This is a genomic window from Streptomyces caniscabiei (assembly GCF_014930365.1).
GTDB lineage: Bacteria > Actinomycetota > Actinomycetes > Streptomycetales > Streptomycetaceae > Streptomyces > Streptomyces caniscabiei.
On record NZ_JABXWI010000001.1, the window covers coordinates 219,045 to 238,064 of the forward strand.

At 69.6% G+C, this 19,020-nt stretch carries 20 protein-coding genes; 9 read left to right on the forward strand and 11 right to left on the reverse strand.

The genetic code is table 11. The features are described from left to right. Positions 1-19: 19 nt before the first annotated feature. The 4 genes from HW837_RS01240 to HW837_RS01255 form a co-directional block, all read right to left on the reverse strand. Positions 20-3,418 (reverse strand): type I restriction-modification system subunit M, encoded by a 3,399-nt coding sequence (locus HW837_RS01240; protein WP_319677998.1) that lies wholly within the window; start codon positions 3,416-3,418, stop codon positions 20-22. Beyond that, positions 3,379-4,143, reverse strand: coding sequence for an RloB family protein (locus HW837_RS01245; protein WP_193379511.1), 765 nt, complete (start codon positions 4,141-4,143; stop codon positions 3,379-3,381). Before HW837_RS01245 ends, HW837_RS01240 begins: the two co-directional genes overlap by 40 nt. Then, positions 4,143-5,420 carry an AAA family ATPase gene (locus tag HW837_RS49525; RefSeq protein WP_093791132.1) on the reverse strand — a complete coding sequence of 426 codons (1,278 nt, stop codon included), beginning with the start codon at positions 5,418-5,420 and terminating at the stop codon, positions 4,143-4,145. The genes HW837_RS01245 and HW837_RS49525 overlap by 1 nt, the downstream gene beginning before the upstream one ends. A gap of 115 nt (positions 5,421-5,535) precedes the next feature. Continuing rightward, on the reverse strand, positions 5,536-6,819 hold the full coding sequence (locus HW837_RS01255) for an adenylosuccinate synthase (protein ID WP_045558143.1): 1,284 nt from the start codon (positions 6,817-6,819) through the stop codon (positions 5,536-5,538). 197 nt (positions 6,820-7,016) lie between these two features. Here HW837_RS01255 and HW837_RS01260 point away from each other — a divergent pair, with 197 nt between their 5' ends. Beyond that, positions 7,017-8,129 carry a diacylglycerol kinase catalytic domain-containing protein gene (locus HW837_RS01260; protein ID WP_045558144.1) on the forward strand — a complete coding sequence of 371 codons (1,113 nt, stop codon included), beginning with the start codon at positions 7,017-7,019 and terminating at the stop codon, positions 8,127-8,129. A gap of 75 nt (positions 8,130-8,204) precedes the next feature. On the opposite strand, the gene HW837_RS01265 is transcribed toward HW837_RS01260, so the two are convergent. Continuing rightward, on the reverse strand, positions 8,205-8,576 hold the full coding sequence (locus tag HW837_RS01265) for a peptidase inhibitor family I36 protein (RefSeq protein ID WP_045558145.1): 372 nt from the start codon (positions 8,574-8,576) through the stop codon (positions 8,205-8,207). After that, a complete protein-coding gene (locus HW837_RS01270) occupies positions 8,573-9,148 on the reverse strand; it encodes a hypothetical protein (protein WP_052682883.1) in 576 nt (191 codons plus the stop codon). The genes HW837_RS01265 and HW837_RS01270 overlap by 4 nt, the downstream gene beginning before the upstream one ends. 605 nt (positions 9,149-9,753) lie before the next feature. Here HW837_RS01270 and HW837_RS01275 point away from each other — a divergent pair. Next, complete coding sequence (locus tag HW837_RS01275; RefSeq protein WP_196788732.1) at positions 9,754-10,329, forward strand: hypothetical protein; 576 nt, start codon at positions 9,754-9,756, stop codon at positions 10,327-10,329. Between the two features lie 118 nt (positions 10,330-10,447). Here HW837_RS01275 and HW837_RS01280 read toward each other — a convergent pair whose 3' ends face one another. Then, positions 10,448-10,648 carry a DUF397 domain-containing protein gene (locus HW837_RS01280; protein ID WP_093792745.1) on the reverse strand — a complete coding sequence of 67 codons (201 nt, stop codon included), beginning with the start codon at positions 10,646-10,648 and terminating at the stop codon, positions 10,448-10,450. After that, on the reverse strand, positions 10,645-11,514 hold the full coding sequence (locus tag HW837_RS01285) for a helix-turn-helix domain-containing protein (RefSeq protein WP_045558148.1): 870 nt from the start codon (positions 11,512-11,514) through the stop codon (positions 10,645-10,647). Before HW837_RS01285 ends, HW837_RS01280 begins: the two co-directional genes overlap by 4 nt. 178 nt (positions 11,515-11,692) lie before the next feature. Here HW837_RS01285 and HW837_RS01290 point away from each other — a divergent pair, with 178 nt between their 5' ends. Further along, positions 11,693-12,106, forward strand: coding sequence for an ATP-binding protein (locus HW837_RS01290; RefSeq protein ID WP_045558149.1), 414 nt, complete (start codon positions 11,693-11,695; stop codon positions 12,104-12,106). 244 nt (positions 12,107-12,350) lie between these two features. Further along, positions 12,351-12,563, forward strand: coding sequence for a hypothetical protein (locus HW837_RS01295; protein ID WP_045558150.1), 213 nt, complete (start codon positions 12,351-12,353; stop codon positions 12,561-12,563). A 53-nt stretch (positions 12,564-12,616) separates the two neighbouring features. Here HW837_RS01295 and HW837_RS01300 read toward each other — a convergent pair whose 3' ends face one another. Continuing rightward, complete coding sequence (locus tag HW837_RS01300; protein ID WP_159040897.1) at positions 12,617-13,486, reverse strand: hypothetical protein; 870 nt, start codon at positions 13,484-13,486, stop codon at positions 12,617-12,619. Positions 13,487-13,552: 66 nt separating this feature from the next. Further along, entirely contained in the window at positions 13,553-14,047 is a 495-nt protein-coding gene (locus HW837_RS01305) for a hypothetical protein (RefSeq protein WP_143110801.1), read from the reverse strand. A 226-nt stretch (positions 14,048-14,273) separates the two neighbouring features. Between HW837_RS01305 and HW837_RS01310 the strand changes: the two genes are divergently transcribed. From HW837_RS01310 to HW837_RS01320, 3 genes are all read left to right on the forward strand, one after another. Continuing rightward, the gene (locus HW837_RS01310) at positions 14,274-14,726 is read left to right on the forward strand and encodes a hypothetical protein (RefSeq protein ID WP_045558152.1); all 453 of its coding nucleotides are present in this window, start codon (positions 14,274-14,276) and stop codon (positions 14,724-14,726) included. Between the two features lie 66 nt (positions 14,727-14,792). After that, positions 14,793-15,257, forward strand: a complete 465-nt coding sequence (locus HW837_RS01315; RefSeq protein ID WP_193379510.1) for an SUKH-4 family immunity protein — start codon at positions 14,793-14,795, stop codon at positions 15,255-15,257. A gap of 83 nt (positions 15,258-15,340) precedes the next feature. Continuing rightward, entirely contained in the window at positions 15,341-15,730 is a 390-nt protein-coding gene (locus HW837_RS01320; protein WP_193379568.1) for a hypothetical protein, read from the forward strand. Positions 15,731-15,752: 22 nt separating this feature from the next. On the opposite strand, the gene HW837_RS01325 is transcribed toward HW837_RS01320, so the two are convergent. Continuing rightward, a complete protein-coding gene (locus HW837_RS01325; protein WP_045558155.1) occupies positions 15,753-16,262 on the reverse strand; it encodes a GbsR/MarR family transcriptional regulator in 510 nt (169 codons plus the stop codon). A 102-nt stretch (positions 16,263-16,364) separates the two neighbouring features. Between HW837_RS01325 and HW837_RS01330 the strand changes: the two genes are divergently transcribed. Together HW837_RS01330 and HW837_RS01335 are read left to right on the forward strand one after the other, a co-directional pair. After that, positions 16,365-17,327, forward strand: coding sequence for an ABC transporter ATP-binding protein (locus HW837_RS01330; RefSeq protein ID WP_193379509.1), 963 nt, complete (start codon positions 16,365-16,367; stop codon positions 17,325-17,327). Then, complete coding sequence (locus tag HW837_RS01335) at positions 17,324-18,985, forward strand: ABC transporter permease (protein WP_193379508.1); 1,662 nt, start codon at positions 17,324-17,326, stop codon at positions 18,983-18,985. The genes HW837_RS01330 and HW837_RS01335 overlap by 4 nt, the downstream gene beginning before the upstream one ends. The last annotated feature ends 35 nt before the right edge of the window (positions 18,986-19,020 follow it).

The following is a 19,020-nucleotide window of genomic DNA, read 5'->3' on the forward strand; positions in this document are numbered from 1 at the left end:
TGGGCTCCCACCTCAGCCGTCAGCCGGTGAGGACGTCGGTCAAGGCTTCCCTGATCAGCTGTAGCTTCGCGAGCTGGCGATGCCGTACAGCCGCCTTGTCGTGCAGCTCCGCCAATCGGCGGCCGAGTTCCTCCTGCTCCGGACGCCCAGGCAGCTCCACCTCCACATCGAGCAGCCGACCGGCGTTGAGGACCGTGAGATCCCGCTGCGATGTCCGCCCCACCTCGAAGATCCGGTCCTGGGCGTGCGGCAGTCGCAACCACGCCACCAAGTAATGGGGAGACAACACGGGGACGCGGGGCCTGAGGCAGATGACGAGTGACCCGAACATCGCACGCTCCAGTTGCCCCTGCCACACTGCGGCCCGGAAAACCTTGTTCGCAGCCGGCGCTGAGAGCAGGACGTCTCCTTCTTCCAGCAGCGCGCCGACGCTCGCCCCGGTGTCGAGGCGCTGGAGACGCGACGGATCGAGGTCGAGGCCCGCTTCCGTCAGATTGGCCGGCCGGATCACCGGCATGCCGTCGACGCTGACGCGGGCACGTGACGGCACCCCCGTACGCGCCGATACGAGGAGGTCACGCAGCGGGAGCCGCTTCACTCGGCTTTCTCCCACCGCTCCAGGCCCCAATAGTGCGAGCGTGGCAGCCAGGCCGTCGAACTCCAGCTTGGCCAGTTCCGCTTCCGTTGTCTTCTCGGCGTCGATCAGCTCGCGGACGGCGGTCACAAGCTGTTGTCGGCCGGAGACGGTCTGCAGACTGTCCGCCGTGAAATCCCAAGCTCGTCCTTGGGACCAGGGGTTGTTCTGGGCCATACCCGCCGACGTGCCGTAGAGCTGCTGCTCTATCTCACGGAAGGAGAGCCGATACTTCTCCTCCCACCGCTCGTACACCTGGACCATTTCGCGCCGTCTTCCGGCGACCAGACGCTCCAGTTCGGTCGCCATCTCCTGGCGCAGCACGTCGAGAACGAGCATCCGCTCTCCCTCTGCCTCGGCAAGGGCCGCGCGCGCCCGTTCCAGTCGCGCCGGGAAGCCTTGCTCCAAGAGCTTGATCGCTCTCTGGGACGCGGTCCGCTGTCGCTTGAGCGCACGGAATTCAGCCTCGGCGGCGTCCACAGCGGCCTGTGTGGAATGCGCCTGACCGAGTTCGGCCCCCTGCTGTGCGGCTTCCGCTTCCGCATCGGCATCCGCTCGAGCCAGCGTCAGCGCCGCCTGAGCTTTCCCCAACCCCACTTCCAGTTCGGCGGCCGATTCCGTCGCGGATCTCAGTTCGTCCAGGAAGTCCGGGAGCATGGCCGCAACAACCTTGTGTTGGTGCACCGCCGCCCGCTGATCCCGCGTTCGACCAGGTGGCCCGCTCGCGAGCGAGACAGGGTCCGGACCGAGCATCATCTCGACGTCCGCCACCCAGCCGTCCACGACCGCGTCGAAACCGAAGATCGACAGAGCCTGGAGTTCGCTCGTCTCCTCGTGCCACCAGTCGGCCACCGCGCCGGCCAGCGCGTGCCGAGGCAACAGGCCGACATCGAGCAACCGGGCCAGGAACGACCTGATCGACTCAGCACGGCAGCGGGCGAGTCGGACCCGCCGCTCACGCTCCCCGCCGCCGACGCCCTCGCGTGGTTCAAGAGCCGCGATCCGGTCGGCCTGTGATGCCCACCAGTCATCGAAGGCAGCCCACAGCTTCGCCTCCTGTCCACGCATCCGCTCGGCAAGCCCGGTTCCGCCCGCCCGTGCACTCTGCGGCGGGAAGTCGACGTAGGCGGGGTCGTGGGTTCGTACGGCGAAGAGGTCACCCACTTCGAGGGCGTACGCGCCCAGAACGGAACCGACTGCCTCGACCTCGGCGACCGGCACCCCACCCTGCATGTAGGCCTGGATGTCCTGCGGCTCGGGCGGGGGTGTGTTGTCCACATACTGACGGATGCCGAGGTTGTGGCCGTTGGCCTCCAACTCCGAGCGGCTCACGACCCGAGAGAAGCGCTCGACCTCGGCGAAATCGTGGAAGGTGGAAACGATCTTCTCGATGTGCTCCGGCAACAGCACGTTCTGCGCCCGCTCGGGGTGGAACTCACGGTCCGCGTTGATGAACAGAACCTTGTCCCGCCGTGCCGCGTCCTTCCTGCCCGGTGCCCGAAGCACCAGCACACACGCCGGGATTCCGGTCCCGTAGAAGAGGTTCGGCGGCAGACCGATCACCGCTTCCAGCAGATCGGACTCGATCAGCCGGGCCCGGATCCTTCCCTCTTCTCCTCCTCGGAACAGCACGCCGTGCGGCATGACGGTGAAGACCGAACCGCCGCGCTGTCCCGCCATGTGCAGCATGTGCTGGAGGAACATCAGGTCGGCCTTGCCCCGCTCGGGTGTCCGGCCGTACGGCATGCGCGTCTCGAGGTCCTTGATGCCCTCGGCCTCGTAGTCCATGGAGAACGGCGGGTTACTCAGGACGAGGTCGTACGACTTGTCCAGGTGGCGCGGAGACGTGAGTGTGTCCCCGGTCTTCAGGTCGAACGCGTCGACGCCGTGGAACAGCATGTTCATCGTGGCCATGACCCACGAGCCGTGGTTGGCGTCCTGACCGGCCAGGGTGAGGCTCCCGCCATTGCCACCGTGCTCCTCGACGTGCGCCCTGGCGTGGATGAGCATTCCGCCGGTGCCCACACACGGGTCGTACACGCTCTGCCCCTCCTGAGGGCGGGCCAGCTCCACCATCAGGCGCGCCACCGTGCGCGGTGTGTAGAACTCGCCGCCCTTGGCGCCTGCCGAGTCGGCGAACTCCTTCGCGAGGTACTCGTACGCGGCGCCGACGGCATCGGGGAATTCGAGATCCTCGGCGCCCAGTCTCAGATTGCCGAAGTGGTCGATGAGCGCGGAGAGTCGCTTGTCGGCCGCTTTGCCCGCCGAGGGGCCGAAACCACCGACCCGGCCGAAATCGATGTGCTCGAACAGGCCGCGCAGCCGCTCGTTCCCCGCCTGGTTCTCCAGAGCGAGCAGCGCGGGCCGGAGATGGCTGTCGGCCACGTCGTCGACGACGCCGGCGAGCCGCCCCCAGCGAGCCGCCTCGGGCACGTGAACGACCCCGCGAGCGATATATCGGGCGGGCTCGTCGGCGCGCTTCTCGGCCTCCTCACGGGTGGCACCCGCCGCGAGTTCCTCCTCTATGATCCTCTCGCGTGCCGCCTCGAACTCGTCGTTCGCCCGCTTCAGGAAGAGCAGCACCAACAGCACGTCGCGGTACTCGGCGACGTCCATGGTGCCGCGCAAGATGTCCGCCGCGGCGAAGAGGTGGCGCTCCAGTTGGGCGAGCGTGAGTCTGGCCACGGACGAGCTCCCTGATGGGTGATCGAATGCTGACAGCTGGGCAGGTGCGACGGCGCGGTCTAGTAGCCGCCGAGGAGCAGCCCCTGCTCCACGAGGCACCAGACGTTCGTGTAGGGGTCCCAGGCGTTGGGATTGGGCGTGGAGTGGTACTCGTTGATCTTCTTCGCGTATTTCCTGGCCGACTCGTAGCGGTGTCCGTCCTCACTCAGCACCTGGTCCTCACGCAGATGCTTGGACTCCTGCTCCGAGACGCGTTGGACACCCGGCCCATACGTCCCCGCGAAGCCGGCACGCGAGCGCAGTCGGCTGTTGGCGTCGCCGCAGACGCCGCCGAACGTGCTGGTGTAGTTGGTGTAGTGCAGGAGCCGCCACAGTTCGAAGCAGGGGTGGGAGTAGGCGACGTGGATCTTCTCGTCGTCCGCGAGGGTCATTGCCTCGGGGATGCCCTGGTGGTCGTCCCGGTCGAACACCACCCATACCTGCGGCCAATTCCAGTCACCCTCCTCGGTCCCGTCCTGATGGACCTCGTACGGCTTCAGGCCCGCGCGCCTGGCTTCCCCTTCGGCCTTGATCCGAGTACCGACCGCTTCTTGCACCATCCGGTACGGCTTGCGGTACTTGCTCTCCGCGTTCTCGTTCGCGATGTGGTGCTGGACCTTGCGATCGGGCCGATCCCAGAGGCCCTTCCTGACGATGATGTCGATGTACTCGGGCTCGGTGACCTCGCCTTCGGTGTAGATGTACACCTGACGGTCCCGGGTGGCCCGGCCCCTCGCACTGCCCTTCTTGGGGGTGATTCTGTCCCCGCCCCTCGACCTGGCCATCAGGCCCCCTCCGCCCCCGTCCGCTCCCCCCGTGCCGTCCTGCCAGCGCGCAGCAGCCGTCGTCCGATCTGGCCCTCCGACACCTTCGGCACCGCGCCGAACGACCCCGCCAGGTAGGCGGCCATGAGGTCCTCTTCCTCCGTCGGCTCCCACTCGGCGACCGACGACAGTTCCGTGGCGCCCCGCCCGTCCTTCTCGGTGAGCCAGATCTGCCCCGGCTGCAGCAGCCTGCCGCCGCTCGGCGTCTGCAGCAGGGAGGGATCATGCCCGGTGAACACCAGCTGCGCACCCTTCGGATTCACCCAGGAAGCCTGGAAGAGGCGGACGACCTCCGCCGCGAAGCGAGAGTGCAGGCTTGCGTCGAGTTCGTCGATCAGCAGGACCGCCCCGGTGTCCAGGGCCAGCAGAAGTGGGCCGATCAGCGCGAACCACGAGCGGGTCCCCCACGACTCCGAAGCCCAGTCCATCGTCATGCGCTCATCGCTGCCCGTGTGCACGAGGCGTACCGTCGGCCGCCCGGACGACGACTGCTCGACCTCCACACCGGAGATGCCGAGGTCGGCGACCCTCAACAGTTCCTCGGTCCGCCGCCGGAAGTCCTCGCTCTGCAGCAGTCGCGTCGCCGTGTAGTCCTCGCGTTGGGCGCGTTCGGTCTCGGGCGTCACATCCCAGAGATTGCTCTTGAACCAGTCGAAGACAGGGGTGAGTTGTTCATGCCCGTCATTGGCGGCACGGGTGAGCAGAAGGGCGTCACGTCGGGTCGTGCGGGCCAGATGCGCACGGTCGTGCAGCCGGTCGGCCGGAAACTCGAATTCCCTCTCCCGCGTGGCGTCACGCTCGAACCACACCTGGCGCCGGCCCTTGGGGTAGCCGTAGAGCCATTCCGTCTCGACCCGCTGAGGTCCCAGCTCGAAACCGTAGGTCCAACGGACGTTCCGGTCGAGCAGAAAGTCCGCCTCGTACAGCGTGGTCTCGGCCGCCGCCTTCGCATCCAGGGCGAACTCGTCGCGTGGGATGCCGTCATAGGAAGTCCACTCGGCGTACGAGCGCAGTACCGCGTGACGCATGTTCTTCAACGCGGTGATGACGTTGGATTTGCCGGACGCGTTGGCGCCGAAGACCCCGAGAACGGTGTGCACGGGCAGCTGCCGGCCGTCGGAGAGCGTCACCTCGCGGGCCGCAGTGTGATCCCCTTCGGATCCCTCCGGTGCGACGAAGGACAGCTCCTGCTCGTCGCGCAGGGATCTGACATTCGCCACCCTGAATCTCAGCAGCATCCCGTCTCCTTCATGGCCGACAGACTAGTCAGACCGTCCGGCCCCCGTCCTGGGTACGCGGCGGCGGCCGACACCGGTTACGGGTCAGCCGCCTCGCGGACGGAATGGTGGCGGACTAGATGAACGAGTTGATCTCGATCGTCTCGTCGCGGCCCGGGCCGACGCCGATCGCGGAGATCGGGGCGCCGGACATCTCCTCCAGTGCCTTCACGTACGCCTGGGCGTTCTTGGGGAGGTCGGAGAAGGACTTGGCCGACGTGATGTCCTCGGACCAGCCCGGCAGGGTCTCGTAGATCGGCTTCGCGTGGTGGAAGTCGGACTGCGAGTACGGGAGTTCCTCGACGCGCTTGCCGTCGATCTCGTAGGCGACGCAGACCGGGATCTGCTCCCAGCCCGTGAGGACGTCGAGCTTGGTGAGGAAGAAGTCCGTCAGGCCGTTCACGCGGGTCGCGTAGCGGGCGATGACCGCGTCGAACCAGCCGCAGCGGCGGTCACGGCCGGTGGTCACACCCCGCTCGTGGCCGATGCGGCGCAGCGCCTCGCCGTCCTCGTCGAACAGCTCGGTCGGGAACGGGCCCGCGCCGACCCGGGTCGTGTAGGCCTTGAGGATGCCGATGACCCGGCTGATCTTCGTCGGGCCCACGCCCGCACCCGTGCAGGCGCCGCCGGCGGTCGGGTTCGACGAGGTCACGAAGGGATACGTGCCGTGGTCGATGTCCAGGAGCGTGCCCTGGCCGCCCTCGAACAGGACGACCTTGTCCTCCTCCAGGGCCTGGTTCAGGACCAGCACCGTGTCGGCGACATAGGGCGCGAGCTTGTCGGCGTAGACCAGCAGTTCCTCGACGACCTGGTCCACGGCGATCGCGCGGCGGTTGTAGAGCTTGGTGAGGAGCTGGTTCTTGACGTCGAGGGCCGCCTCGACCTTCTGCGTCAGGATCGACTCGTCGTACAGGTCCTGGACCCGGATGCCCACGCGGTTGATCTTGTCGGCGTAGGTCGGGCCGATGCCCCGCCCCGTCGTGCCGATCTTGCGCTTACCGAGGAAACGTTCCGTGACCTTGTCCACCGTCACGTTGTACGGCGTGATGATGTGAGCGTTGCCGCTGATCAGGAGCTTGGACGTGTCGACGCCGCGCTCGTTCAGACCGCTCAGCTCGGAGAGCAGGACCGACGGGTCGACGACGACACCGTTACCGATGACCGGAGTGCACTCCGGAGTGAGGATCCCGGAAGGGAGAAGGTGGAGGGCGTACTTCTGGTCACCCACGACTACCGTGTGGCCGGCGTTGTTGCCGCCCTGGTAGCGCACCACATAGTCAACGGATCCGCCTAGCAGGTCCGTCGCCTTTCCCTTGCCTTCGTCACCCCACTGAGCACCGAGCAGCACAAGTGCGGGCACGCGCGTACACCCCTTCCGGGCGGGGCATGTCCAAGGTCGGGGGCGTACGCGATGGCTCATTACCGTCGCGTGCGCCGCGACCGTCGTTGGCCGCACACTGTGGACCCGGATGCCCCGGAATAGACGAAGCCCCTGGCGCAATAGCGCAAGGGGCTCTTGCACAAAGATGCTACCCGAGGAAGCGAGGCAGGACCGAGGTGGCGACTGACGACCAGCTCCTCGTGGTCATCGACCCCCTCGCCCGTCGCACGGACGGCGAGGCCGTACGGATCGCGAAAGACGTGCTCAGCGCGGGTGCGGCGAGCACGAAGGTGTGCCTTCCAGAGGGGCCGGAGGAATTCGCGCGAGCGCTCTCGCGGCGCGGTTCCCGGCGCCCGGTGGTGGTCGGCGACGACCGCGCGCTGCTGCGGACGGTGGCTCATCTGCATCGCCAGCGGGAGCTGGCGGCGTGCGCTCTCGCCCTGGTTCCGGTGGGTACCTCCCTGGGCCTCGCCCACTCCCTGGGCGTGCCCACCGGCGCGGTCGCGGCGGCCCGCGCCGCCCTCGACGGTGTCGAGCGGCGGCTGGATCTGCTCGTCGACGACAGCGACGGCGTGGTCCTGGGCACCCTGCGCATCCCGGCCCTGCCGGGCGTGCCGCCACGGGAGCCGCCGGGGGCGGGCGGCCCGGCAGTGGGCCCATTCCCGCCGGGACCTGCCAGGGGAACGGCCCCGGGGTCCGACCGGGACGCGGCGACGGGGACGCCCGGGACGGCCTCCAGGACAGGGACCGGCTCGGGGACGGACGCGGAGACGGGTCGGGAGGCGGGTCGCGAGGCGGACAGCGGCCCGGGGCCGGGCGGGGTGTCAGGGGCCGAGGACGCGTCGGCCGACGGGTGCGCGTCGCCGCCGTCCGGCCATCACTCCTGGCTGCGCGCCTGGCCGCAGTCCCTCGCCCGTACGTTGTCGACGCGACCGGCGATACCCGCCCGGATGTCCCGTCCGCTGCGGCCCTCGCGCATACGGGTCGCCGCCGGGGGCGGGGCCGGACCCTCGCGGCTGCGGGTGGAGGTGGACGGGGTGATCCTCGTCGATTTGGACCAGCCGGTGGAGGCCGTGTCCATCACGCCGAACGTCCAGGGCGGCGCCGACATCGAGATCCGGCCGGTGTCGCTGGGCGCCGAGGCGGCCCCACTGCACGCGATCGGCCACCGGGTGACCGTGTCCGGCGCGGACTTCCGGTACCGGGCGGATTCCCTGGTGGCGGGCCCGGTGCGGACGCGGACGTGGACGGTCCGGGAGGCGGCGTGGGGGCTGACGCTGCCGGGGTGAGGGCGTGCAGGGGGCGCCCGGTGGATGCCGGGCGCCCCCTGGGTCAGCGGGTCAGAGGGTCAGCGGGTCAGAGGGTCAGCAGCCCATCGCCCAGGTGTGGGAGTCGCCGTTGTCGTTGGCGGCGCTGTTGTGGCCGACCTCCTGGCCGGGGGCGAGGCAGATGGTCATGTGACCGCCGAGGTGGGCGCGGGAGTACACCTTGACGTGGTCCTTGACGCCGGGGCCGGAGATGCCGTGGTTGGCCCAGGACGAGTCCTCGTCGGCGATGTTGCTCTCCCACCAGCGGTCGTCGCCGGGCCACTCCACCTTCATGCCGGCGAAATTGGCGTCCGTCCAGACACAGAAGTTGCCGCTTCCGCAGGCGGCGGCCTGCGCCGGAGCCGACGACGTGAGAACCAGTCCGGCGGAGAAGAGCAGGGCGGAGAACAGGGCGGTGAAGCGCTTCACTGTGCTGTGTTTCCCTTCGGGGGTGGGGGGTTGGTACTGCTGATCAGGGAGGTGGCTTGGGTGAGGGCGCGGGCCCGCAGCCGCCGCCACTCGGTGAGTTCCGTACGGCGGTCCGCGCGGACCTCGGCGAGGGTGCGGTCGGTGTGGGCGGCCTCGGGTGCGAGGTTGTTGACGACCGTCGAGGTACGGAACCAGCGGCGCTGGTCGCCGTAGAGCCGCCGCTGGGCCTCTGCCAGACAGCCGTCGGTGTGGGCACGGACGACGTGCCCGGTGGGCAGCCGCAACGACAGTTCCGTGCGCCCCGCGCCGAACATCGCCTCGGCGACCCGCGTCCGCTCGGCCCCCGGCGGTTCACCGCGCCCCGGGCGCGGCGGGGTGAACCCGTGCCGGGTCAGACAGTCGTCGGTCAGCCGCTGGGTGGCGACCCTGATGACGTCGTCCGGGGAGAGCCGGGGCCGGCCGGTCGGCGGGGCGGGCGTACAGGCGGTTCCTGCGGTGAGGAGCAGCCCACAGACGAGGAGCGCGGCGAAGTTCGTGGCGGGGGTGGGACGGGGGTTGCCGGGTCGGCGCATGGGAGGAGGTTTCCGGAAACGGTCGTTCGGTCGACAGGGGGCCAGCCACAGCTGACACGGCGACCTGCCCACCGCGCACGCCGATATGCCCGTTTCCACCCGTACCGGCGAGCGCGCGGGGGGCGCGTGTTGCCGACGTCGCGCGTCGCGCCGGAGGGCGGACGACGATATGCGCCGTGCGGCCCGTACGAGCACGCGACACGCCGCCGCGATCAATTCTCGGCGATGAAATTCACGCGGTAGGGCGCAGCACCTTTCGCCCTACGACAGAACACCTTTGAGGAGCCGTCAGGTAGCAGCCCTGCGCCTTTCCTGACGTGAATCCCGGAGGCGAGGTATCCCCCGGAGCCTCCAAGAGAGTGACGGTACGTCAGCGTGCGCGGGTGTAGACCGCACCCGGATTCGAAATACCAGCTCATTGCCATATTTTGATGGTGCGTCAGGCACGCCGACCGTCACCCGGCAGAGCGACAGTTCTTACGGCCGTTCAGCCCCTTTTCGGGCCCCACCCCGACCCTCCTCGACATGACAGCCGAAATGGCCGTCATTACGTTCGTTCTCGTCGGCAGGTCCTGTCGACGAGAACGAAGAGAAGGGGAAGTGCATTGCGCACTCGTAAGATCACAGTGATCGCCGCCTCCGTCGGCGTGGCCGTCGCGGCCGCCACCGGTGTCACCTACGCCAGCTCCGCCCTGGAGTCGGCCCCCAAGTCCGCCTCGGCCGTCGCCGACGCCGCCCCCGCGCCCCGCGGTGGTAACGGCACGGGCACCAACACCGGCTCGAACGCGGCCACCGCGCCGGCCGACGCGGGTGCGGCGGACAACTTCAACGGTCCCCGGAAGGGCAACGAGGGCCGCGGCGCGGGTCGCGGCGAGAACCGCAGGGGCGAGGGCCAGATCCAGGTCAACGAGCGCGTGTACGGCGCCGAGCCGGGCTCCTGCATCGCCGTGGTCAACGTGCGCCGCGGGCAGGGGCAGGGGCAGGGGCAGAGGGGCCCCGGCAGCTTCAACATCCGGAACGACAGCGACAAGACCGTCGAATTCTTCAACGGGATCACCTGCGACAACGGGGCGCCTGTCGCCACGGTCGGACCGCACAGTTCCAGCAGCGCGGTCGAAGGGGACCGGGAGGGACAGTTCCTCGTCGGCAGCTTCCGCGTCGTCGGAAACGGCCACTGGTGATAACCGAGAGGGCAAGCGCACACCCCGGAATACCCAGTATCGGAAGCCCCGGCTCGCCGTAATCGAGCCGGGGTTCCGGCACGGGGGTATCCCTACGGGATGACCTTCGCCATGTTAGTCAGCGCGACACGGCCGTTCCGGAGACGGCGCCGATAAAGGCGCGCCATCCGGTGGGCGAGATGTGCAGGAGGGGGCCGTGGGGGTCTTTGCTGTCGCGGATGACTCGACCGCCGGTGATCGTTACGCCGACCTCAACACAGTCGCCCTGCTGTCCGGAGTACGAGGACTTCCGGAAGGTGCCTATGAACTCAGGGGTCACGACGCATCGTCCTTGATTCTCTCGCGTGCGCGTTGGATGAGCTGCGCGCTTGCGTCCGGTGCCAGCGCTGCCGATCGTAGTTGGTCGAAGGCGAGCGTGTAAGCCGCAAGGTCTTCGGGGGCTTCCAGGATCGAAGTGCCCCGTAGGTTCTCCAACGTCACGGCTTCCACGACCGGCTCCGCGTCGAAACTGAAGGACGCGAAGGCGGAGATCTCTCCCGCGAGCGTTCCGGCACTCAAGGGTAGGACTTGCACGGTCACGTTCCTCCGCCGGCCGACTTCGAGAATGTTCGCCAGTTGCTCCTGGTGAATGCCGACTCTTACCAGCGGATGAATGATCACCGGCTCCCAGACGATGGCCGTGTACGCCGCCCCGCCCTCCTCGATTTTCGCTTGCCGAGCCTCGCGCACCTTGACCAGCTGAGCCACCCGTTCCGGGGCGACGTAGTTGGGCCCTGACGTGATGACGGCCTCCGCATAGGCCGGCGTTTGCAGCAGCCCTGGCACCAGCGCCTGCGCCCAGGCCCGGATGTGCGTCGCGTCGTCCTCCAGCGAGATGTGGTCGAGGTAGTCCGGCCGCAGGTGCGCCGCATGTTCGAGCCACCAACCACGGTGCTTCGACCTCTTCGCCAAGTCCTCCAGCTTGCTGCGGACCTCCGGATCTTCCTCGCCGTAGGCATTCAGCAGCACGCGGATCTCCAGGATGCGCGCCGTCACGAGCCCGCTCTCTATGCGGCTGACGCGGGCCGGATCCACCCCGAGCACCTCAGCTGCCGCCAACTGGTCGAGCTTGGCGGCCTGTCGGTATCGCTTGAGCGCAGCGCCGAGCCGCCTGCTGCGCACCGTCGGCCGTCCCCCTGCGGGCATCGCGTCCCCTCTCGGTCTGAACCGCCCCAACTCTAGGGGGCGTCGTCCCCCTCAAGAAGGAAAATCCGCATGCATGAGGCTTCTTCAGTTGCAGAAGGATCCGATTGAACCCTAGCCTCACTGTGCACGCACCACTACTGGGCGTGAACTTGACCGCACGTCAGGGGGCCTATCAGCCATGCCCGCTCTCACCCCACGTAGCGACTCCTTCCGTATCCCCAAGCGCCAAAGACACGTCCCCGAAGCCCGTGCCCACGTGCGGCGGATCCTCAAGGACTGGGCCATCGACGGTGAACTCGCCCATGACGTCGCCACCGTGGCCACGGAACTGGTCACCAACGCCGTCCGGCACTGCCGCGTGACGCTCGCGGAGGTGGAGGTGGTGGTGTCGGTCCGGGGGTGCGGCGTACTGGTGGAGGTGTCGGACCCGGACAAAGAGAAGGTTCCGGCACCGCGTGGCGGGGACGCCGAACAGGACGGCGGGCGTGGCCTCGTGCTCGTCGCCGCGCTCTCCGAGCGGTGGGGGCACGAGGCGCGGCCGTTCACCAAGTGCGTGTGGGCGTACTTCGTGGTCCCGGGGCGGGAAGGGTGAGCGCCGCGGCGCCGAGTCCGTACCGTGGGCGGTGGCGGCGTTGGGCGGCCCGGGCGGAACGGCATCGGGCCACGTACGGCCGGTGGTTGCCGTTCCCGTCGCGCGAACCCTGCTGGGGGAGGCGGCCGGTGAGAGCGGCGCCCGTGCGCGCCGTACTCATGGGTGGTCCATATGTGGGCGAAGAAGACGAGGGAGGCCTCGTGCGGGCGTATGTCACGGCGTACCTGGGTGAGGGGCGTACGGCATGACCGACGGAACGACGAAACGAGCAGGGGGCGCCGCCCCGCCCTCCGACCCCGTCCTGGCCACGTTCAGCGACTGGCTGGACCACGCCGTGGCCTGCGTGGACGCGTGCCGGAGGGAAGGTGTCTCGTGCCTGCACTCGATGCGGCTGGCCAAACGGCACCGCGCGGCGAGGAAGGCGGCGGGAGCGGCGCGGCGGAACAGCTCGGACTGATCCCGGGCCGGGCCGGCGTGGCTCCGGTGTGGCTCCGCGCGCCGCCTCCGGAGCTACGCCGTCGGCGAGGTCGGGGACGAGGGTGCCGGGGAGGGGGTCGCCAGGGAAACCGTGATCACGAGCCGGGTCGACAGGCCCGCCCCGCGCAGCCCGTCGGCGACCATCTCCAGCAGCCAGACGGCGACGTCCGGTGACCATTCGCGGGTACGGCAACCGAAGCGGGCCACCTCACGCATCCCCTGTGTGTGCAGGACACGATCGAGATCCAGTTCCAGTCCCGGCGGCAGGCCGGCCGCCGCAGCGGACGCGGAGAAGTCCGTCACGGAGTCCTGCGCCATGTCCCGCACCGCGTCGCACACGGCCACGCTGCCGTCCTCGTCCAGCGCGCACGCGGAGGGGAGGCCGGAGACGGTCACCACCACCTCGTGCCGGGCGTCCGGATCGGCCAGGCCGAACCACGGTGCCAACTCGGCCTGATGGAAGGCCGTGTTCCGCTCGCCGGCCCGCAGTGGCACCAAGGCGTGCAGGCCGGTGAACGTCACCTCGCCCACCCGGGCCAGCGCCTCGGACAGGACCAGGGCGATCGGCCGGACCGGGAGCCCCGGCAGCACGGAGTCGCCGAGAACTCCGGCCTGCACCCAGCCCAGTTGGTGAACCCTGCCGTCGTCGGTCCAGTCGCCGCCGACCTCCTCATGGGCCCACGCGGTGGGCTCATGGTGGGCCGTGACCTGGCCACCCTCGCTCAGCCAGCTGCTCACGGTCTGCCAGCCGTAGGCACCCGCCCGGTCGATCACGAGTCCGAGGACGTCCTCCTCGACGGAACTCTCGGGGTCCCGCTCCACCACGCGGTCCAGCCATGGGTGCCGCTGGAGGATGCCGTGCAGACCGATGATGACGGTCGGCGGGATCTCGGTCGGGGACATCACGAGCGCTCCCGGAAACACGCGGCGCCGGAGGATTCCTCCTCCGGCGCCGCTGTCAGCTCTTCATCACGTGCCACAGTACAGCGTCTGTGTGGCGGTGATCTTCTTGTTCGAGTCGTCCGGGTAGCCGACCAGATCGACGTCGACGACGCTGCGGAAGGAGTTCCGCTGGATCAGATTCGTGCACTTCCAGGCGGCCGACGCCCGCTTGGCGCTGCCGCCGCCGGAGTACACCGTCTTGGTGCCCGTGTTCAGCGTGCGCCAGCCGGTTCCGGACTTCACCTGGATGTCCACGGTGACCTTGGCCTTGGTGGCCGGGCCGCTGATCCGCTTCCACCAGCCGTGCGCGTTGACCGCCCCGGGCACCGTGTGCGAGAAGTGGACGTTGTCGCCGCCCGTCTGGAAGGCACCCACGCCCGCGGCGGCCGTGCGCGTGGCCTCGTGGCTGTAGGTCTGGGTGGACGCCGCCGAGTCGCTGTCGTCGGCGTGCGCCGGGACCGTCGCGCCGAGCGCGAGCAGACCGGCGAGGGCGGCGGAAGCCGCCGCCATACGTGTACGCATGTAATTCCCCCGTGGTTGAGCCTTGTTGGTCGAGCCTTGTCGGTCGCGCCAGCCATCAGATCAATGATCCGACGTTCGCGCATGTGTTTTATTTCCAGGCACCAGGGGTCCGTGCGATCCGCGCCGGCTGCGAGCCAGCCGCACGCCAGCCGCACGCCAGCCGCACGCCAGCCGCGCCAGACAATAAAACGTTGACAACAAGTTGTTCACCCTCGACGCTGGTCGTATGACCTCGTCGAGCACTCCTCAACCCGCCGACACCGCCGACCCGTTCACGCCGCCGAGCGCGGACGAGGCGCGGGCGCGGCGGGCCCCCACCTCCCTGTTCCGTATCGCCGAGCGACACGCGGCGACGGACGCGCAGCGCCGGCGCCAGACCCATCCGCATGTGCTGGGGCCCCACGAGGCGATCCGGCTGGTGTCGTTCCTGCTCAGCGGCGCCGCACTCCTCGACGACGGGGAGGAGGAGGTCGACCGCGCGGACATCACCGCCGCGCTCAGCCTCATCCCCCTCGCCCGCGGGGAGATGGACGAACTGGAGGCCGGTCTACTGGAGATGGCCCGGGGCAGGGGCATGACCTGGCCGGAGATCGCCTACGGGCTGGGGCTCCAGACACCCCAGGCGGCACGGCAGCGCTACGAACGTCTGGCGAGCCGTACGGAGAGGGCGGACCCCTGACCAGTGCCGTGCCGCATGGGTTCACCAGCCTGGTGAAGTGTCGGAGAGGCGGGCTATGTTCCCGGCATGAACGACGCCGAAGTCGCCTCACTCCTGGCCGGATGCGCTCGCTGCCCGTACCCCGGGGTGTGGCAGGCCTCCCCATTTGTGGAACGCACGGTCGGCGGTGCGCGGCACGCTCTGGTCGCGGTCGATCCAGGGCTGAGCGCGCTCGCCGTACGGCGTGATGACGGCTCCCTGTGGTGTCTGCCGGAGGGCGGTGTTCCGCAACTGGTGAACTCCAGCGTCGAGGCGTTCGTCGCCTTCAGCCGCGCTTATGAGGAGGCCTCTGCCGAGGCCGCCGCATACGAGGGGCCCGGTGACGACGGCCTGAGCGAAGACGAGGCCGTGGACCTGGCCGAGGAGGCCGCCGACGCGCTCACTGAGGCGTTGCTGGAACGATTCGGGACGCTTGACGCCGATGCCGTCGCCGACGAGAACTCCTTCTGGCACATCGGGGCCGAGGAACTGGGCTACAGCATGAGCGTGTGACCACGCAGAACATCGCAGCGGGCTGCTCACATCGCGACGCCGAGGGGGCGCCCGCCCCAGCGGATGCCCTTCAGGAGGAACCAGTGCCATCCCCGCGTCCGCTCACCCCCGAGGAGCAACTCGCCGACGCGAAGCTGCTGTTGCGCCTCCCGCGTATCGTCGCGATCTGCGGCTCCACCCGCTTCATGGCCGAGATGAACGAGGCCGATCTACGCGAGACCACAGCCGGAAGGATCGTCGTCAAACCGGGCTGCGACATGAAGGCGCCGCACGAGCTCTGGTCCGATCCTGTCGAGGCCGAGGCGCTGAAGGTGCGGCTGGACGAGCTGCACCGGGCGAAGATCCGGCTCGCTGACGAGGTGCTCGTGGTCGGCGACTACATCGGACACAGCACCCGAGCCGAAATCGCCTACGCCCGGTCGCTGGGCAAGCCCGTGCGGTTCACGCACCCCGAAGTCGACCCTGCCGCCTGACAGCCCGCCGCCACCTCGCCGGTCAGTCCCGTCCGAAGAGTTCGTCGCGGTGGGTGCGCCAGCGGTTCATCATCGCCTCGACCTCGGTCTCGATGAACTCGAAGAACGCGAGGGTCTCGGAGAGTCGGCGGCCCGCCGGGCTGTCGGCCCCCAGGCTGGCGACCCCCTCGCGCAACGCCTCCTCCCACCGCTTGATGATGGCCTCGCGGTTGGTGAGGGCCTCGTACCACTGCTCGCTGTGGACGCGGTAGCGCTCACGGCGCGAACCCGGTTCGCGTTCGCGTGAGACCAGGTGCACCTGGGCGAGATAGCGGACCGCGCCGGAGACGGCGGCGGGGCTGATCCGCAGCTGTTCGCCCAGCTCGGCCGAGGTCAGCGCGCCGGTGTCGGAGGCCAGGAGCGCGGCGAAGACCCGGGCCGGCATACGCGGCATCCCAGCCTCGACGAGCTGCGCCGCGAAGTGTTCGACGAAACGGGAGACCGACTCCGGGTCCCGCTCCGGCACGTCCACCTCGGCCTGCGGCTCCACCATCCCTGGATCATCTCCCCTGGTCGGACACTGCTCCCAGCCTACCGGCGCTTCATACGCTTCCTTAACTTCACAAATTTCTGAAGCAAGCGTACGTTCTGAAGCATGACGAAGGCCAACTCCGCCGACTCCGCCGACCCCGCCGACCCTGCCAACCCCGCCGTTCCCGCCCTGGAGGTCTCCGGACTCCACAAGTCCTTCGGGCGCACCCACGCCCTGGCCGGCCTCGACCTGACCGTCGCGACCGGCGAGGTCCACGGCTTCCTCGGCCCCAACGGCGCCGGGAAGTCCACCACCATCCGCGTCCTGCTCGGCCTGCTGCGCGCCGACTCGGGCACCGCGCGGGTGCTGGGCCGCGACCCGTGGGCGGACGCGGTGGAGGTGCACCGCCGGATCGCGTACGTGCCGGGTGACGTGACCCTCTGGCGCAACCTGTCCGGCGGCGAGGTCATCGACCTCTACGGACGGCTCCGGGGCGGACTGGACGCCCGCCGCCGCGCCGACCTCGTCGAACGGTTCGAACTCGACCCCACGAAGAAGGGGCGCACGTACTCCAAGGGCAACCGCCAGAAGGTCGCCCTCGTCGCCGCCTTCGCCTCCGACGTCGACCTCCTCATCCTGGACGAGCCGACGTCGGGCCTGGACCCCCTGATGGAGGAGGTGTTCCAGCGCTGTGTACGGGAGGAGCGCGACCGGGGCCGTACGGTCCTGCTGTCCTCCCACATCCTCAGCGAGGTCGAGGAGTTGTGCGACCGGGTGAGCATCATCCGCAAGGGCGTCACCGTCGAGAGCGGCTCCCTCGCCGAGCTGCGCCATCTGACCCGGACCACCGTCACCGCCGAACTGGCGGGCCCACCCGACGGCCTGGCCCATCTCCCCGGTGTCCACGGCCTCGACGTCCAGGGCAACCGCGTCCGCCTCCAGGTCGACACCGCCGAACTCAACGCCGTCCTCCGCTCCCTGACCCAGTCCGGCGTACGGTCGTTGACCTCGACACCGCCGACGCTGGAGGAGCTGTTCCTGCGGCACTACCAGGCCGAGGGGGCGGAAGAGGTGGCCGCGCGATGACCACGACCGCCGACAGCGCGGGCGGCGCCGACACCACAGGCGGCGCCGGCACCGCTCTCTCCGGGCCGCTCGCCGTACGGTCCCGCAGCGGCCGTCAACTCGCCGGTACGGGAACCCTGTTGAGGTTCGCCCTGCGGCGCGACCGGGTGATGGTGCCGGTCTGGGTCGCGGTGACGGGGCTGATGGTCCTCTCCATGCCGAACAGCCTGGCCGCCCTGTACGGCACCGCCGCCGAACGCGCCGACCTCATGCGCCAGTTGACCACCAACTCCTCGCTGCGCGCCCTGGTCGGCCCGGTCTTCGACGACTCCCTCGGCGCCCTGACCGCCTGGCGCGTCGGCGTCTACGCCGGTCTCCTCGCCGCCGTCATGAGCCTCCTCGTCGTCATCCGCCACACGCGCGACGAGGAGGAGAGCGGCCGCCAGGAGCTGATCGCGTCCGGCACGGTCGGCCGGCGCGCCTCGCTGACCGCCGCCCTGCTCACGGCGGCCGTCGCCAACGGCGGGCTCGCGCTGCTCGTGACGCTCGGGCTGGCGGGGCAGGGCGCGGCGGGCGCGCTGGCCTTCGGGCTGGGGATCGCGGGCGTCGGGATGGTGTTCGCGACGATGGCGGCGGTCGTGGCGCAGCTGACGGAGAGCGCGCGGCTGGCTCGGGGGCTGACGGCGGGTGTGCTGGGGGCGGCGTTCGTGCTGCGGGCGGCGGGCGACGCTTCCGAGAACGAAGGTTCGTCTTTCTTGACGTGGGTGTCGCCGCTGGGGTGGCTGGAAAACGAGCGTTCGTTCGCGGACGAGCGCTGGTGGGTGCTGCTGCTGTTCGTCGCGGCGGCGGTCATCCAGGGCGCGGTGGCGTACGGGCTCGCCGGGCGCCGCGACGTCGGCATGAGCTTCCTGCCGACCCGGCCGGGACCGGCCAACGGCCGGCTGGGCACGGCCGGTGCGCTCGCCTGGCGGCTCCAGCGCGGCAGTGTTTTCGGCTGGAGCATCGGTTTCCTCCTCACCGGGCTCGTCTACGGCGGGCTGACCGAGGGCACGGCCGACTTCGTCGGCGACAACAAGAGCGCCCGCGAGATCTTCGAACGCATGGGCGGGCAGTCCGGCCTGACCAACGCGTTCCTCGCGTCGATGATCGGCATGCTCGGTCTGATCGCCGCTCTGTACGTCGTCGGCGCGGTGCTCCGCCTGCACGGCGAGGAGACCTCCGGGCGCGCCGAGCCGCTCCTCGCGACCCCGGTGAGCCGGCTCCGCTGGGCCGCCGGGCATCTGGTCGTCGCCTTCGGCGGCACCGTCTGGATCATGCTCCTCGCCGGTCTCGGCTTCACCCTCGGCTACGGCAAGGAGGCCGGTCCGATCCTGGGCGCCTGCCTCGTCCAGGTCGCCGGGGTCTGGGTCGTCGGCGGCGCCGCCGTCCTGCTCCTCGGGCTCACCCCCCGGGCGGCGCCGGCAGCCTGGGGCCTCGCCGGTGCCGTCCTCCTCATCGGCTGGATCGGCCCCGCCCTCGACGCCCCCGCCGCGCTCCTCGACCTCTCCCCCTTCGGCCACCTCCCGAAGCTCCCGGGCGGCGCGATGGACTGGACCCCGGTACTGACCCTGACCGGCCTCGCGGTGGTGCTGGTAGCGGGGGGCCTGGCGGGGTTGCGGCGGAGGGATGTGAGCGGCTGAGGGTGGTTCGGGTCTGTGGGGTCCGGGGGTCTGTG